The organism is Paenibacillus sp. MMO-177 (genome assembly GCF_037147795.1).
In the GTDB taxonomy this organism is placed as follows: Bacteria; Bacillota; Bacilli; order Paenibacillales; family Paenibacillaceae; genus Pristimantibacillus.
The window spans coordinates 144,966-161,810 of the sequence record NZ_JBBCUR010000007.1 but is presented as its reverse complement, the minus strand read 5'-3'; the positions used below and the strand labels follow the sequence as shown (position 1 = coordinate 161,810).

At 46.1% G+C, this 16,845-nt stretch carries 15 protein-coding genes and 1 other annotated feature; of the genes, 11 read left to right on the top strand and 4 right to left on the bottom strand.

The window, feature by feature from the left end; genetic code table 11:
- Positions 1–358: 358 nt before the first annotated feature.
- The 3 genes from WFK81_RS22705 (at position 359) to mnmH (ending at position 6,332) form a co-directional block, all read left to right on the top strand.
- Positions 359–4,030, top strand: coding sequence for a glycoside hydrolase (locus WFK81_RS22705; RefSeq protein WP_336788687.1), 3,672 nt, complete (start codon positions 359–361; stop codon positions 4,028–4,030).
- 192 nt (positions 4,031–4,222) lie between these two features.
- Positions 4,223–5,272 (top strand): selenide, water dikinase SelD, encoded by a 1,050-nt coding sequence (gene selD / locus WFK81_RS22700; RefSeq protein ID WP_336788685.1) that lies wholly within the window; start codon positions 4,223–4,225, stop codon positions 5,270–5,272.
- A 25-nt stretch (positions 5,273–5,297) separates the two neighbouring features.
- Entirely contained in the window at positions 5,298–6,332 is a 1,035-nt protein-coding gene (mnmH, locus tag WFK81_RS22695) for a tRNA 2-selenouridine(34) synthase MnmH (RefSeq protein ID WP_336788683.1), read from the top strand.
- 157 nt (positions 6,333–6,489) lie between these two features.
- On the opposite strand, the gene WFK81_RS22690 is transcribed toward mnmH, so the two are convergent.
- On the bottom strand, positions 6,490–6,894 hold the full coding sequence (locus WFK81_RS22690; RefSeq protein WP_336788681.1) for a VOC family protein: 405 nt from the start codon (positions 6,892–6,894) through the stop codon (positions 6,490–6,492).
- 376 nt (positions 6,895–7,270) lie between these two features.
- On the opposite strand from WFK81_RS22690, the gene WFK81_RS22685 reads away from it, so the two are divergent.
- On the top strand, positions 7,271–7,591 hold the full coding sequence (locus WFK81_RS22685; protein WP_336788679.1) for a hypothetical protein: 321 nt from the start codon (positions 7,271–7,273) through the stop codon (positions 7,589–7,591).
- A 59-nt stretch (positions 7,592–7,650) separates the two neighbouring features.
- On the opposite strand, the gene WFK81_RS22680 is transcribed toward WFK81_RS22685, so the two are convergent.
- Positions 7,651–8,145 carry a pyridoxamine 5'-phosphate oxidase family protein gene (locus WFK81_RS22680; RefSeq protein WP_336788677.1) on the bottom strand — a complete coding sequence of 165 codons (495 nt, stop codon included), beginning with the start codon at positions 8,143–8,145 and terminating at the stop codon, positions 7,651–7,653.
- A 263-nt stretch (positions 8,146–8,408) separates the two neighbouring features.
- Positions 8,409–8,660 (top strand) — a binding site (T-box leader).
- A 128-nt stretch (positions 8,661–8,788) separates the two neighbouring features.
- Between WFK81_RS22680 and WFK81_RS22675 the strand changes: the two genes are divergently transcribed.
- The gene (locus tag WFK81_RS22675) at positions 8,789–10,465 is read left to right on the top strand and encodes a glutamine--tRNA ligase/YqeY domain fusion protein (RefSeq protein ID WP_336788674.1); all 1,677 of its coding nucleotides are present in this window, start codon (positions 8,789–8,791) and stop codon (positions 10,463–10,465) included.
- Between the two features lie 88 nt (positions 10,466–10,553).
- Here the strand turns inward: WFK81_RS22675 and WFK81_RS22670 are convergent, their stop codons facing one another.
- Entirely contained in the window at positions 10,554–11,087 is a 534-nt protein-coding gene (locus WFK81_RS22670) for a hypothetical protein (protein WP_336788672.1), read from the bottom strand.
- 355 nt (positions 11,088–11,442) lie between these two features.
- On the opposite strand from WFK81_RS22670, the gene WFK81_RS22665 reads away from it, so the two are divergent.
- On the top strand, positions 11,443–11,796 hold the full coding sequence (locus WFK81_RS22665; RefSeq protein WP_336788671.1) for a hypothetical protein: 354 nt from the start codon (positions 11,443–11,445) through the stop codon (positions 11,794–11,796).
- Positions 11,797–11,859: 63 nt separating this feature from the next.
- On the opposite strand, the gene WFK81_RS22660 is transcribed toward WFK81_RS22665, so the two are convergent.
- Positions 11,860–12,576, bottom strand: a complete 717-nt coding sequence (locus WFK81_RS22660) for a hypothetical protein (protein ID WP_336788670.1) — start codon at positions 12,574–12,576, stop codon at positions 11,860–11,862.
- A gap of 561 nt (positions 12,577–13,137) precedes the next feature.
- Between WFK81_RS22660 and WFK81_RS22655 the strand changes: the two genes are divergently transcribed.
- The 5 genes from WFK81_RS22655 to WFK81_RS22635 all read left to right on the top strand — a co-directional run bounded on the left by WFK81_RS22655 (position 13,138) and on the right by WFK81_RS22635 (position 16,839).
- Positions 13,138–13,566: a hypothetical protein gene (locus tag WFK81_RS22655; protein WP_336788668.1), complete on the top strand. Its 429-nt coding sequence runs from the start codon at positions 13,138–13,140 to the stop codon at positions 13,564–13,566.
- 290 nt (positions 13,567–13,856) lie between these two features.
- Positions 13,857–14,411, top strand: a complete 555-nt coding sequence (locus WFK81_RS22650; protein WP_336788667.1) for a VanZ family protein — start codon at positions 13,857–13,859, stop codon at positions 14,409–14,411.
- A gap of 118 nt (positions 14,412–14,529) precedes the next feature.
- The gene (locus WFK81_RS22645) at positions 14,530–15,333 is read left to right on the top strand and encodes a hypothetical protein (protein ID WP_336788665.1); all 804 of its coding nucleotides are present in this window, start codon (positions 14,530–14,532) and stop codon (positions 15,331–15,333) included.
- A complete protein-coding gene (locus tag WFK81_RS22640; protein ID WP_336788663.1) occupies positions 15,330–15,995 on the top strand; it encodes a hypothetical protein in 666 nt (221 codons plus the stop codon). The genes WFK81_RS22645 and WFK81_RS22640 overlap by 4 nt, the downstream gene beginning before the upstream one ends.
- 226 nt (positions 15,996–16,221) lie before the next feature.
- Entirely contained in the window at positions 16,222–16,839 is a 618-nt protein-coding gene (locus WFK81_RS22635; protein WP_336788661.1) for a hypothetical protein, read from the top strand.
- Positions 16,840–16,845: the final 6 nt, after the last annotated feature.

Sequence of the window (16,845 nt, the reverse complement as noted above, 5' to 3'; positions counted from 1 at the left end):
CAACTCCTCATTAGACGATATGCTTCATAGTACGTGCAAGCTTCGAGCTCGGAATAATGAATATATCTCATAGACTGGAGCCAATTTATTTGCTTGGGTCTGGCAAACGGTTGGTCTACCGCTGCTTATTTCATTTTGTTAATTCAACAAAAAAAGCTAGGATTAGACAAAAATATCGATTGAAGGATGGAATATTTAGGAGCAAAGTAGGATGTGGAGGAAAGGAGCAGGAAGTAAAATCGAGAGCGTGGAGCCTTCAGAAGATGACGTGCTCCACCTTTTTGGCGCTTTAGGAAACCGGTTTCATGAAACCGTTTTCTTAACTGGCCCGACCAATTCAACTTAAGGGGGAAGACGATTGAAACCGTTCAAACTTAAGAAAAGAACAGCGGCAGCGATGCTGGGTACCGTCATCAGCCTTACCTCGCTGGGAAGTCCAACTTATGCGGCAGAGGCTGGGAAAACACCTGTTACATACGATGCCGTCGTAAAAGTGGATGCCTCAACCACCTTCCAGACCATCGATAACTTTGGAGCGTCCGACGCCTGGAGCATGGAGCAGCTCGGGAAGAACTGGACAGAGGAGAACAAGAACAAGGTAGCGGATCTGCTTTTCTCAAGGGACAAGGGGATTGGCCTTACCGCTTGGCGTTTCAATATCGGGGCGGGCTCAACCGAGACGGACAAAACGATCATTACCGATCCTTGGCGCCGCGTCGAATCGTTTAAGTCCTCGGAGAACGGCAATTACGACTGGAGCAAGCAAGCCGGTCAACAGTGGTTCCTGCAGGCAGCCAAAGACCGCGGCGTAGATACGCTTATCGGCTTTGTCAACAGCCCGCCGGTATGGATGACGAAGAACGGCCATGCCCAGCCGGATTCCACGGTTGGCTCCACGAACCTGAAGGACGGGTACGAGGACGAGTTCGCGACCTTCTTGACGGATGTCATTGAACATTTTAAGGAACAAGGCATTAATCTGAACTATATCAGCCCGATTAATGAACCGACTTGGGACTGGAACAAAGCAGGCCAGGAAGGCAACCGGTATAACAACGACGATATTAAGCGGGTTATTCTCGAGCTGTATAAGCAACTGCAAGCCAAAGGACTGCAGACGCAGATCAGCGCGCCTGACGGCGTAGAGATTACGGCTTTGCTTGATGATGAAGTGTTCAAATCCTTCTCGGGCCAAGAGAAGTATAGCGGCGGCTCCAACAGCCTTGGCGTAGGCAAATACCGCGAATATATTAAAGACCTGCTTGGCGATCCGGAGCTTCAGGAAGCGGTTGGGCACCATATTGCTTCTCACTCCTACTGGTCGGATTACAGCAAGGCGGGCGATGACCGGTACGGTACATTAAGGGATTTGCTGTTTTCCAATTTGAACAAATACGACCGCGAAGCGGTTTATTGGATGAGCGAATATTGCATTCTCGGGGACTACGGTCCCGGCCGCGACCTTGGCATTGACCCGGCCCTCTATATCGCGAAGACGATCCATTTCGACCTGGCGAGAGCCAATGCTTCCGCATGGCAGTGGTGGACGGCCGTATCCGCGGGAGATTACAAGGACGGTCTGATCTATACCGACTTCCATAACCCGGGCGACGAGCAAAATATCCTCACTTCCAAAATGTTCTGGACGCTGGGCAACTACAGTAAATTTATTCGTCCGGGCGCGGAGCGTATAGCGCTTTCCGGCCTTGACGATAACGCGCGCAACGGCGCGCTGCTCGGATCGGCATACAAGCATGAAGGGGAAAATACCGTAACGACAGTGTTCGTTAACGACAGCGCGAAGGAGCAACATATCAAGGTTGAACTGAGCGGCATCGATAAACACGAGGCGGTTCATGTATTGAAGCCTTATGTCACATCGGCTGACAAGGATCTGGCGAGAGGCGCGGACATTCCGGCATCGGTCGACGGCTCGTTTGATGCGGTTATCCCGGCCCGTTCAATCGTGACGCTTAACGGCGACGTCGTAAAAGATAACAAAAAGCCGGATGCACCCCAAATCGTAAAGGTAGAGCCGCTCAACAAAGGTCTTAAAATCGACTTCCAAGCTCCAAAAGGCGCTTACCAATACGAAGTGGAATACGGCAGCAAAAATGACAAGAAGGTATTGACGCTGTCGAATATGTCCTCCGATACCGTTATCCTTCAAGGTCTAAATAATGACGTGCAGTATGGCGTAACCATTCGCGGAGGCAATGACAAAGGCTTTGGCCCGACCTCCAAGAAAGCATACGGCACGCCTCAGCTGCTTGCGCCGTCCGGCGTAAAAGCAGCAAGCACGGATGGAGGTTTTAACCTCGCTTACGATGCTCAGATTGGCGTATCCGCCTACCGCGTTCGTTATGGCACCGAGTCGGGGAATTACGATAAGCAAGTTTTGGCCCAAGTACCTAACGGCAAGATTCAGATTGACGGACTTGCGAACGGAACGGTGTATTACGGCGTTGTGGAAGCCGTAGACGGCAACAACTCCAGCAAGCCTACGGCCGAGTTTACGGTAAAGCCGGACATTGCCGCGCCGGGCAAGCTGGTTGCGATTCCGGGCAATGGAGAAGCCCTGCTTACGTTTGGTGCCGTTGAAGGGGCTGCCGGATATACGGTTCAAACCTCGCTGAACAACAATGTCCAGCAGATCAGCGGCAACAAAACCGTATTAACCGGTCTGACCAACGGGGAAGCGGTAACCGTCCGCGTCTCGACGATTGGCAAAGGCGGCAAAGGAACCGGCTATACGGAAACTTCTGTAACACCTGTTAATGGGGAAATCCGGTATAAGGACGATTTTACAAGCGGCAATCTTGCGGGCTACACGCAGGACGTCAGCAAATGGGCGATGGAAGACGGGCTCCTGAAGCATGTTTCCGGCGGCAATAACCGCGGCGAGATCGGCGTTAACAATCTATCAATCGTTGACGGAACCATTACGGCCGTTGCGAAGTATGCCAATGGCGAAGCGGACTGGGGAATCACGTTCCGCGGCAGCAGCTATTCGAAAGGTTATGTGTTTGGCTTTGAGAACGGCATTCTGTTCCTTCGCCGAGACGGACAAAATCTGGCCGAGGCCGTGCCTTTCTCGCCTAAGTTAGGCGAGTATTACAAGCTGGAGGTTCAACTCGACGGTCAGCGTATTCAAGCTTATGTGGACGGCAATCTCATCTTTGACGTAAAGGATTCGACGTACACAAGCGGACGCGTTGGACTTCATAGCTGGGCGGACGCGCAATTCGCTTACCTGCAGGTTGCCCGTAAGCCGGAAAACCTGACAGCCGCCCCGGAAATCTATCAGATCAAAGAGGGCGATGGGCAGGTTGTGCTTCAATACAGAGAAGTAGACGGAGCGGACAGCTACCTGATTCACTATGCGCCAAAGAATGGCGGAACGGAAACGGAGGTTCCTGCAGCACCCGGCTCATCGGTTGTAACCGGACTTCAGAACGGTACGGCTTATTCGTTTAAGGTCATTGCCATTCGCGGCGGAGTAGCTTCGGAATCCGCTCCAATGGATGCAACGCCAAACTCCAATAACAAAGTCGTCTATTATGCGGATGCCGGTGACGGAACGCCTGGCACGCTGGAGGACGGCGAAGTGCTGGGCATTTTCCAGTCGCAAGAGGAGCAGGAATACGGTCTAGATCCAATTACCGGAATGAAGTGGGGCTATGTAGCCGATGACGGAAAGACTTGGGCCCAAACCTCACCGGTGGACGCGTATGAAACGATCCGCCAGTACGACGGCAACGAGAACGGCAAAGGAATCGCCTACCGCTTCCAGCTTCCGGAAGGAACGTATAAAGTAACCGTTGGCTTCTATGACCCTTGGAAAGCAAGCGATAGGAATATGAACCTGACCATTAACGGCGAAACCTTGCTGAGCAATTACGTCATTGGCTCGAAACGCGAGGCGAAGGTATTCGAGAATATTGAGGCAGTAAACGGAGAAATTGTTGTAAAAGCGGTTAAGGCGGGCAATTCCAAGCCGATGCTTTCTTGGATTATGATCGAGAAGTAACTCTTGTTGTAAGTCAAAAGCGTGCGTTTCCCGAGAAGGAAGCCACGCTTTTTTTGCTGCATGAGGCGAAAATAATTTCTTTTCCACGGAGTGCTTAAGGCGGACAATTAGATTTTATCCGCATAATCCTTTATCATTATTCTATATGGTTAGCTTTATAAAACATTTCTTATATAGAGAGGATACGAGCCAATGCCCGATACTGAAAAAATCAAACTGACTTCCTACTCCACCAAAGGCGGCTGCGGCTGCAAGATTGGTCCAGGCGACCTGTCGCAAGTTATCCGTTCCCTGCCAGTACCCGTGGCGGATCCGAATCTTCTGGTCGGCATCGATACAAGCGATGATGCAGGCGTATACAAATTAAGCGACGATCTTGCGCTGGTGCAAACCGTCGATTTCTTTACTCCGATCGTCGATGACCCGTATTCGTTCGGACAAGTAGCCGCTGCCAATGCGATCAGCGATATTTACGCTATGGGCGGCAGACCGTTGACCGCGCTGAATATCGTTGCATTCCCGATCAAGACGCTGGACAAACAAGTACTGGCCGATATATTGCGCGGTGCGGGCGATAAGATGAAGGAAGCGGGCATTACCCTCGTTGGCGGCCATTCCATCGACGATAACGAACCAAAGTTTGGATTGGCCGTTACTGGCCTCATCCACCCGGATAAAGTGAGAACCAATGCAGGTTCTGTACCGGGAGACAAGCTTATCCTGACCAAACCGATTGGCGTAGGCATACTTACGACTTCCATCAAGAAAGACAAACTGTCGGATGAAGAAATTCAGCGCGTGACGGATGTGATGGCTACGCTGAACAAGACGGCGGCTGAAACCATGGAGCCGTATCATGTGCATGCTTGCACGGACGTCACCGGGTTTGGCCTGATTGGTCACTCGCTTGAGATGGCCAAAGGCAGCGGAGTTGGAATCCGCATTCATGCGAATGAAGTGCCTGTGCTCCCGCGCGTAAGAGAGCTGGCCGAGGAAGGTTTTGTTCCGGGAGGAACCAAGAACAATTTCGCCCATGTGCAGAATTCGGTTACCTTCCCGGATACGCTGGATCAGATCGGTCAATGGATCTTATGCGATGCGGTGACTTCCGGTGGATTGCTTATCTCCGTCGAAGGCAGCCAAGCGGAGGAGCTTCTGGGCAAGCTGAAGCAATCCGGCGTGGAAGCGGCTATTATCGGAGAAACGGTTGCCGACCATCCGGGACGTATCGTTGTACTGTAGCTTGATCGAATAAGGAGCGGTTAACTTGTTTCAAGACATCACCATAGAGGAATTGCTGGCATTACGGGATAAAAAAGAAATCGTTATGATCGACGTGCGTTCTCCTTCGGAGTACGCCGATTCCACCATTCCGGGCAGCCTGAATATTCCGCTCTTCGACGATTCCGAGCGGGCGGAAGTGGGCACGATTTACAAGCAGGTCAGCGTCCAAGCGGCTAAGGACCGGGGACTTGAACTGTTTTCGGCCAAGCTGCCGGCGTTCATCAAATCCTTCGAGCAGATCAAAGACTCCAAAGCCGTATTCTGCTGGCGCGGCGGCATGCGAAGCAAGACAACGGCTACGGTGCTGTCACTGATGGGAATCCGGGCTTACCGGCTGACCGGAGGCTTCCGGACCTACCGGAAATGGATTGTGGATACGCTTGAGCATCTCGAACTCAAGCCGCAGGCGATTGTGCTGCAGGGCCATACGGGAACCGGAAAAACGACGATATTGCGCGAGCTTCAAGAAGAAGGTTATCCTGTTCTTGATTTGGAAGGCATGGCGGGCCATAGAGGTTCGATCTTTGGTCAGGTCGGGCAGAAGGCGAATAATCAGAAGACGTTCGAAGCTTTGCTAGTCACGGATCTGCTGAAACTGCAGGAAGCTCCGTACGTGCTGATGGAGGGAGAGAGCAAACGGATCGGCAAAGCCGTATTGCCTCCATTCCTGATTGAGAAGAAAGAAGCCGGGAAGCAGCTCTTTATCCGTCTGCCGCTGGAAGAGAGGGTCCGCCATATTGTGGAGGACTACAATCCTTATGAGAACAAGCAGGAACTGATTGCCGCGTTCAAGCAGATTGAGAAACGGATTCATACGCCGATCGCTGCTCAAATCATGCAGGCCTTAACGGAAGACCAGTACGAGCTGGCAGTCCGCTTGCTGCTGGAGCATTACTACGATCCGCGTTATGAGCATGCCATGATGCAATACGGTCAGGATAGAGTCGAGATTGAAGCGGGTACGATAGCGGAAGCGGTGCAGAAGGTGAAAGCTTATCTTGCTGCCCCCTTCAAATAAGACTAAACGTTTGTCATTTATTTGAAGGAATCCCTGAACACTGAACAATGGCGATCGGAAGAACATTTAAATGCGGAGTTTGCTGTTTAACCCCAATAAAAGGGGCTATCTCATCGTCAATTAAATGACTTATGAGATAGCCCCTTTTTCATGCACATTAAGCCTGTGGCGCAGTAGTTGTAATCATCCATCTGATGCCGAATCTGTCTTCGATTTGTCCAAATAAGGCTCCCCAGAAAGCCGGCTCCAACGGACAAATTACTTTGCCGTTTACCGTGAGTTTATCGAAGGCAGCACGTGCTTCAGCTTCATCAGAATACTCCAGACTTAGATTAATCGCATTCCCTTGCCTAAGCGGCTCAAACACGGAGTCGGACATGAGAAAGGTAATGCCTGCTGCCGTCATGCTGAGATTAACAACCTTGTCCTTCAGTTCTTCATTGGACTCTGGAAGCTGACCGTGGGTGACGACGGACAAAATTTCCCCGCCCAGTGCCTGAACATAAAAATCTGCCTGTGCTTTCGCGTCTTCTGATAGGATATAAGCCGTAAGTTTTGCCATTTGAATAACATCCTTCCATCGCTTGGTTTAGACTGTTTTCTTCAGCCTCTATGTAGACAACGAACGAAGGATACTGAAATCGACAACGGAAATCATTTTTTGAAAAAAATTTTTTTCCGAGCCAGGTACTACAAAAGATAGGACTTACGTACGCTTTGCTCCTAATGTATGATGCTCGTAAGTTCATACTGCATACGTCAAGGAAAGGGGAGAAGGAACGATGCATCCAGCTTTGGGCCAATTATTCATGAGAAAAATCATAAGCGCCGGAATAACCGCTTTCTTATTTACTATTATTTTTGCCTTATGGGAGCCGGATTTATTTCTTATCCATAACAACCTTTCATTAGGAGCGAGATTGCATGAAGCTTTTGGAATGGTCACTATATATATGATGTACGCCGGTCCTGTTATTTACGTTTATGGATCGATGACGTCGCTGCTCAGCGATATCATTGCGCATTTTGTTGCCCCAAGGCGTTGGGTTCAATTGACGGTATCCGCCGTGTTTCATTGCGTCTTTGGACTTATTCTTTATCAAGTCAGCTTATTGGCTGCGGTTATCTTTTTCTTGTCGGATACGATCTTTTCATTTATTCGGAAGAAACCGTTGACACACAGTCTAACGGCTGCAAGTGTGCTGCTTCCTCTTGGCTTGTGGTTGGCGGGTTGGTTTTATATTCACGTAACGGGTTAAAAAAAGCCTCATGCCGCAAGCCCGCTTCCTTCCGAAGCGAGTTTGTGCATGAGGCCGTATTAATTCATTTCCACGGTTTGGTTCAGCTCTGTTCCTTCCGTATTTTTACCCATCAATCTATTGAACAGAAACTTTACCATCTTGAACTTATTGCCGGAGTCCCAATACTCGGCGGCTTCGGCATCCACCTTGATCAGAACAAGGTTGGGATCGTCATAGGTCGTCTCCAGTATTTCCTCGTAGGCTTTATTCCAGAATTCCTTTATTTTGTCGGTGCTGTCCACAAGCTCCGCCACGCCGCGAATGGAGACAAAGGATTTGTCCGCATAGGCTACGTTTACTTGCTTGTTCTGAAGCAATTCATGAAATTTCTCCGTATCCTTTTTTGTAAGAAACCACAAGCTGCCGTCGAAATCGACATCCTGCGTTTTCATCGGGCGTGACACCAGGCCTTCCTCCGACACCGTTGTGAGCATCGCGATTTTGATGTCTTTGATCAGTTCCCTTACCTTCTCGATGGCTTCCCGGTTATTTGTATTTGCATGCATTCCCATCACCCCGTCGTAAAATTTATGTATCGGTATAGTATTACACAAGGAACGGTCCAGCTAATCAGTTATCAATCTCAAAAAGCACGATAGGTAAGTTTTTAGCTGTGATCCTTTATTGTTTGCCGGATGAGTGGTTCATTAACGGCAAGTTCTACCGGTGTAAGCATGGCACGGTGCTTTCCATTACGATGAAAGAGTACAACCGGATTAAAAACGGAATACCGTTTACAAAATAGGGAATTATTCGTATTATAATAAACAATTATGGAAACGCGATGAAGAGAAGAGTAAGGGAATAACGTTCTCGAACAGAGAGCTCCGGCAGCTGAGAAGGAGCGGAGGACGATTCCACGAAACAAGCCTCTGAGCAGCATGACGGATCCTTACGGGTGATGGCATGACGGGAGCTCCCGTTACAGAGCTAGAGTATAACCATTGCATGCAATGCCGTACTTGAAGAGGTTAATGTGGCGACATATTAACAAACTGGGGTGGCACCGCGAAACTTCGTCCCCAAGACTTAACGTCTTGGGGGTGAAGTTTTTTTTGTTTCACAATGCCTTAGCTAATGCTTACGAAGTAAGAATTGCTCTTAGGGCTATAGGTAGGCTTTAAGAAGCGAAATTCTTTTTAGGAGGAATTCGGAATGGAGAATTCAAAGGAACATTTAGCGGAGCATCACATGTTTAGACTTATTAGCGAAGAGCTTGAACGGAAGCCGTTCAGCAGGGAAATGCGCACGAGATTCCCTCCAGAGCCTAACGGCTATCTCCATATCGGGAGTGCTTACGCGATTCTTACGAACGCTATGATTGCGCAATACTTCGGCGGTACCTTTCATCTGCGGTTCGACGATACTAATCCGTTAAAAGAAGATATCGAATACGTTAACGCCATAATCGAGGATATCAAGTGGCTTGGCGTTGATCCCAAAGAACACATCTATTACGGCTCCGATTATGCGGAGAAAATCTACAATGCTGCCATTGCCCTAATTAAGAAAGGTAAAGCTTTCGTATGCGATCTGACGCCTGAAGAATTAACGGAGTACCGCGGAACTTTAACGGAGCCGGGCAGAAACAGCCCTTATCGGGAACGCTCGGTAGAGGAAAATCTGGAGCTTTTCGAGAAAATGAAAAACGGAGCCTTCCCAGCCGGTACCAAAGTATTGCGGGCAAAAATAGATATGGCCTCTCCCAATATCAATCTGCGTGACCCCGTCCTTTACCGTATTATTTACGCTGAGCATTATCGGACCAAACACGACTGGTGCATCTATCCGATGTACGATTTTGCGCATCCGATTCAAGACGCGATTGAAGGGATTACCTACTCGCTCTGCTCGATTGAATTCAAGGATCATCGGCCGTTGTACGAATGGGTCCTGAATGAGCTGGAGATTGCTGAGCCTCCAAGGCAAAGGGAATTTGGCCGATTGAGCTTAACCGGAGTAGTTACGAGCAAGCGGTTCTTAAGACAGCTGGTGGAAGGCGGCTTCGTGGACGGATGGGATGATCCCAGACTGCCTACCCTTCGCGGCTTAAGACGCCGGGGTTATACGCCGGAGAGCATCCATGCTTTTATTATGGAAATCGGGAGTATCCGAAATCAAAGCATTGTAGACATTTCACTTCTGGATCATTTCGTGCGGCAGGACCTCAAGGAAAAAGCGGCAAGTGTTATGGCAGTTATGGAGCCGTTAAAGGTCACTATCACGAATTATCCGGAAGAGTCGGAGGAAATGCTGCTGATCGAGAATAACGGTGAAAACGAAGCGTTGGGTAAACGTGAGGTCCCTTTCTCCAGAACTATTTATATCGAACGGGAAGACTTTATGGAGGAGCCGCCAAAAGGCTATCACCGGCTTCGTCCAGGCGGAGAAGTTAGGCTGAAGGGAGCTTATTTTATCCGATGCGAAGAGGTAGTTAAGGATCCTGTTTCCGGTGAAATCATGGAATTGCGATGCACGTACGATCCGCTTACGAAGAGCGGTTCAGGATTTACCGGGCGCAAGGTGAAAGGGACCATCCATTGGGTCTCGGCAGCGCATTGCATCCGGGCGGATGTTAACCTGTACGATAAATTGCTTCAGGACGAGGAGCTGCCGAAGGACGGCGAGGATTGGACATCCAAAATAAATCCCGATTCCTTGGTTCGAAAACAAGTTCTGATTGAAGCACATGTTAAGCATGCCGAGCCCGAGCAAAAATTCCAATTCCTGCGCCATGGCTATTTCTCCGTCGACGCAAAATCCCGTATGGATGATCAATTGGTGTTTAACCGTATTGTACCGCTCAAGGATAGCTGGAAGAAACCGAACTAACAACGGGAAGGAGGCCAATTATGATTGGCCTCCTTTAAAAAAAGCCACTCAACAATGTGAGTGACTTTTTGCAGTTTGAAAACAAATTTTATTTATGAGGTTCAAACCAATTCTCATCTTTGATTTTCTCTCTCATCTGATTTTGTACTTCAATAGCTTGATCATAACTATTGGCTGTAACTATATACAAATTACTTGAGAATTCTTCGGGTGTAGTCTTCCATGTAATATTAATATTCTTGAAGTCATTATCATAATAAATTAGTCCAAGGTTAGTAGTATCATACGGTTTCTGCTTCATATGATAGCCCAACATTCCTTTATTAATTCCCTTTTTTTTCTCAACTAAATACATTCGATTAAGTGGATTCTGTGTAAAATCATATCCATCAATGACTATTGATCCCTCAAAATAATGATCTTTAAACAAAGGTCTATAAATTTTTCCCTTAATGAAAATTACTGTTGGTTTAGCAGAAGAAGGATCATTTAATACAATGCTTACTGCTTCTTTATTAAGATTAATGACTTTCGTGGAGCTAATCTTATTTAGGTAAACCATACATCCAATAGCAATAACAACAATAGAGACAACAGAAATTAATAATGACTTCTTAATCATATTTACCTCCATCCACAGAATGACAAAAGATCTACATCCTATAATTACTACTGTAGGATAGGCAATCCTCTGCCGCAACAAAAACGAAACTGCTCGAGTCTATGCAGGTACTAGGCCAGCAAAGAGATGTTTTCCACCTCTATAACAATATGTGGGACATGGATCTAGCTTCATGCAGTGGATAGGAGTCGCATACCCCCAAAACAAGAGACAAGGGCGAATACTATATAATACTCAATAACTGTAGAATAAACGCATATTTTGTTCCCTACTAGTCCTGGAGGGCCATCTTAGAAGATGGTCCTTTTCAATTATGTGGTGGAGTATATATTAAGAATAAGGAGGCTGTCCGAAGATGAAACATACGGCTGATCGAATACAGAGTTTTTATCAAAAACAGTACAAGCTCTGCTACATCCAATCCTTTAATCTGGTTCGCTGTGAGCATGAAGCGGGGATGTTAACAGATAATTTGATTATAACGCTTAGTTCACTTCCGCTTGATCAGGATGGTCCCAAATTAATCATTACGTTTGAGGACGTCAAAGATCTGAAAATAGGCAGCTTCCAAGGAGCCTTCCGCATGGATATCAGAATTCAGGATATTTCATCCGATCAGCTTGAGGATATTAACTTCCGGGTAAGAGAACAAGAGCATGAAGCCTTTGCATTTGTATGCAGATGCTTTGAATGGGTAAGAACTTATTAAAAGCACCAGTGGTATGGTCCCGTCCATACTACCGGTGCTTTTTCGATGCGAAGCTTTCCAACCTTATCCGGACAAACCAACTAAAAAGGCGGTCAAGGGTGCAATTGCTCCTTGCGTATTTGCCACAACCATCACCATCAATAACAGAGAAAGAGCAACCGTGGCTATTCCGGATATAAAGTACGTTTTTTCTATGTATCTCCACTTGGAACCCATAGCCTTGGATCTTTTTATTAAGGAGTTCCAAAGGAATAGGCCAAGTGTAACAAAGATGATTAACAAAGCCCCGCAAACTATTGCCTTTGCAGCGTGAAACTCGATACGTGCATTTATTTTCTGCTGAATCATGGCGGGGATATTTTCATTACCTGACCTTATCCATTCCATAAAAGCAAAACGCCATTCATCCTTGTAGGATTCTCCATCCGAGATTGCAAATGAATCAATAAACAAGGAAAACCCATGCAGCGGATAAAAGGTATTTGTCGCGTTTGCCACAACAATCAAAGCCATTAATAAAGTGATAAACGAGCTTATTATTCCAAAAGAAAAGTATACCTTTTTCTCGAAACTCCATTTGGACTTGTTTATCATAGAGTTTCGTTTGAAATTTGCCCAAAATCTGATGCTAAGCCATGCAAAGATTATGACCAATAGTCCGCCAAAAATAACGAGTACCGCATGATACCTCGCATAGTTATGGATGACTGCACTCAAAGCAGGATTAGCTTGCGAGCCTGATTCAATAACCTCAGACAGCGCATTTTGCAACTCATTCACAATCAATTTCTCCTTTTCAATACGTATATGGACGTTTAACAACTGCTTCTCAAGATTACCCAAAGTTGTGTCGATTCACTTCCGACATTTGTCGCTACTTTTACTGGACTTAGGTCGGAAAGAAGCCGCTTTGCAGTTATACGATCAATTCATTTGATTAAAACGAAACTATTCGTCCGCTCCCATCGTCTAACAACTAGAATTAAAGCCTCATATTGGAATTTGCTTACTTAGAGGTGATGGATTATTAAGCTGCAGAGAAGAACGATACTCAAGCTTGCCATTATTGTTGCAGTAGCCTTATGGATCATTAGTTTCTTGTCCCCGCAGCTAACGACCCGGAGATATATGCTGGCCAGCTTCCATCTCGGAAGTGTATTTTCTTCTAAAATTACCGACATGCATCGCTATGATCATCATTACGGGCATCTATACGATGTGACTAGATTCAAAGACAGAGTTACCGATGATGAATTGAGTGTTTTTTACTTGAAAAAATTTGGACCGTTCTGGATTGTTTCGAGCGTTGGAATGGGACCTTAATGCGAGGGAGGGGCTTGCATGAACATAAGCCTAAAGAGCTGGAGAACACGGCTTATTGCTGCGCTAATTCTCGTGTTAGCAATGTATATTGGTTTCTATGTCTGGATCCTGCAAAGCGTTAAACATACCGTAACCTCGATCTATATGGAAGGAAAAAACGGAATAACGTTAGACGAGTCCTCTGTATCGGATACGGTAAAAAGCAAGTTTCTGCAGTTTGTTGATTTCCCGAATCAAAAGCCCGATGACCGCATTCAAGTTCAATTAAGCACGGGGCATGTCTTTCATACCTTTACGAGAGGGACAGTATGGGTTCAGTACACGTACGAAGGCGTTGGTCAAGATGATCATGCCGCTATGTATGGGGCATCCAGAATTCCAATCAAGATCAAAACCAAGCTTGACCACGGTAAGTGGGTAATCGTCGATAAGGAGGAACAACCGTAGGAATTGTACAAGAAATCTAGCGAAATTATGATTGTTCGGCGGAATGGCGGCTAAGTAAAATGAATAGAACAACAGATTAGGAGAGTGTTCCGTTTGGCAAAGGCAGCCGTTAACACAAAATCGGTTTATCGGATTCCTAAAAGCATTGCCCGTCAATCAAGATTTTGATGTATTTGTACGTGTACCTGGCGGGGAGTGGGCGGAGGTTGAAGTGAGAATAGTCTAGTAATCGTTTAGAAGTACGTGTAAAAAATTAGGCGTCAAAAATGAATTAATGAGAAGATCTATTCATGAGATTAGGATTTGATATTCTTATCGTTGCTGTTCCTGCAACGCTGCTTTACATCATTATAAGAATAGGTTTATGGAAAGTGTTTAGAATCAACTTGATTCGAGAGGTTCTTCATGTATCTTTTGTTTTGTATGCGTCCTCTGTCGTATTTATGGTGTGGCTTTATTATGCGGCTCAAACCGAATATATTTTGTATAATTATATCCCTTTTAAGACGATCATCGAGTACCTCCAGGATATCCCTTCCAGTACGGCGATAAGAAATATAATAGGAAATATCGTCATTTGCATGCCATTTGGTTTTTACTATTTCTTTAAGATCAGGGTCATTCCTAAAATCAACATAGCCGTTTATGCTGTCGCTATTCCGCTCATTATTGAATCCGGACAACTGATCATGTATTTCATTAATCTAGGAATGAGAGCGGTTGATATTGATGATGTAATCTTAAATAGTTCAGGCATTCTATTAGGATATTACATAACGAGAAGTCTTTTTCAAAAGAAAAAGGGTTCAGCTAGATCTACTCATATAGTATTCAACGAAAAATAGTTCTCATTCTTTAGTTTCTTGCAAGTAAGCAGGAATACTTATCCAACTGTCGAATAGGTGTCATTCGACCTGCATTTGAACAAATAGGATGGTTGTAAAATTGAAAGAAATACCTCAAATGACAAGCAACGAAAGTCAAAAGTCGTATCGCCACTGGATCATAGGCATACTATTGCTCCTCATTCCCTTTACGGTCGCCATCTATGCTTATTGGCCCCAGTACTATAGCTTCACGACTACGGGCGAGATCGTCCCGATGGAAGAGATTGATGTCAACGGCAGCGTTAACTTCGTGTACGTCCAAGAAGGCGTCACTCGTAATCGCTATGAAAAGTATTCCGTTGGCCTTCGCGATTTGGAAGCCGAATTTACGAAGGTTGATTCCTCGGCTGAAGACGATCTAAGTGCAATGTTGGATTTTGAGGAAGATAGGCGTAATGAGACGATCCATTATGCCGTAGATTCGGCTTCCGAGGTGATCTCCTCCCCGATCGAACAAGACCGGCGAGATGAACGGCTTCAGCAGTTAATCGAAGAAACGTCGAATTATTACGGGGATTCGATCGGCCTTATGCTGGGGATTGGTCTTGTGGAAGAAGCGATGCAGGAAGATTTCTCTCAAGACGGTACGATTATTATCGCGGGCACGGGAACGCTGGAAGAGGACCATACAGTCGGCTCCGTTGGCGCTATCCGGGATAAGCTGCGAACGGCCGAAGCGGCGGGCACGGATATTTTCTTCGTCCCTAAGGATAAAGAGACGTTTATGTATCCCGGACTAAGCAACGAGGAAGAAGCCGAGTTAACCCTAAAAAAACTGCATTTGAAGCTACAGATTGTCCCGGTTGCGACATTGGAAGAAGCTATTTCTTATTTGCGGCAGTTACCTAATCCCTATATTCGGAGCGTGAACCAACCTTGAAATTGAAGTCAGAGACTTTGTCGAACGTATTGAAATTACTGCTGTGGGTGCTTGTTGGACTAGCTTGTGCCGATTTGGTGAGCACCATTGTGTATACGGCAAGTCTGGATGCGTTCACCGCTTATATTTATGATTTCTACGGCTTCATTGAAATTGTATCCTCCGTTCTGTATTATATTGCCGCGGTTGTTTATTTGATCTGGATCTATTGCGTTCATCTCGATATGAAGACGCTCTTTCCGAGCTTCGCCCGTTCACCCGGGAAATCGCTCGCGTGCATCCTGATTCCCGTCTATAACTTATTCGGGATTCCTTCCATTTACCGAATGATTGGACGATGGTATCTGGAAGATACAGGCGGCGCTAAGAAAGAAGGGCGCTGGATCTGCAGCTTAGCCTTGCCGCTTCTTCTATTCCTGATGCTCTCCAACGGTCTTGGCCGCATGGTTAATCAAGCCGACGAATTGAGCGGAACGATGCTTCTTATCCTGAGCTTTGTTACGCTGATTCTTTACATGATTTTTTTGATCCTCTGCCTCCAAGTATCGCGCGGCTTGCATATTGCGCGTTTAGAGGTTCTCTCAAGGCAATCCACCGCTGTTAATGCGGATGACTTTGAAGCAAGCCCGGCAGGGCAGCTGACTGCAACTCATCAGCTGTAGCAAATAACAAGCCAAGTACTTCGGGTACTTGGCTTTAATTTTTATACCTAAAGATTCCCACCTGATTTTGGCGAAAATGGCTTATAGTAAGGATAAAACATTTATGCGAGGATCTAAATTTATGAGGAATCGTAAAAAAATCAGGGATATGATCTATGTAAGCAGGCCAAACTCTTTGAACTGTATTTATTCCTATGGAATCGAATTCCATGAGTTTATGAATTGTATGGATAAAAGACCGGAGAACCTTTTGTTGCTAAAACATCATTTTGACAGCGCACAATGGAATATGCACTCCAGATTTGAATATGTTACGGAGCAAGAAATTGAAGAATTAATGGAAGACAATATTTACGGTTATGGGGATTTTTGTTGGGTGGATTTCTCGAAGGAAAGCGATTTGGATGCTTTAAGTGGTGCTGATATTGCGGAATTATTGTATTTCGCTCATCTTGCCAAGCCATTGCATGCCATACCTAAGGTAAGATTTGCTTATTTTGCTCACGATGACGGTTGGTTTAATAAGCTTTACGTGACCGATCTAAATGATTATAAAATGCTTCTGGCAAAAATCATTGTCTCCAAACATAAACGGTTAACAGGCAAACAAATGAATGATATTCCCATGGACATTGCATCCATGCTCTTTGAATATACGGGAGGCGGTTTAATCATTGATTTAGCAAGAATAACGATGGGGACGAAAGAAATTGCGATACCATTAAGCCAAATTGGTCATTACACCGATATGGACCATGTATGCGAAATGAGGGCAGAAATCTCGGATTACAAGGCTTGGTTAGTCTATTCGAATAAATCATGGAAGTTGATCAAGACAGACTAGGAGGGG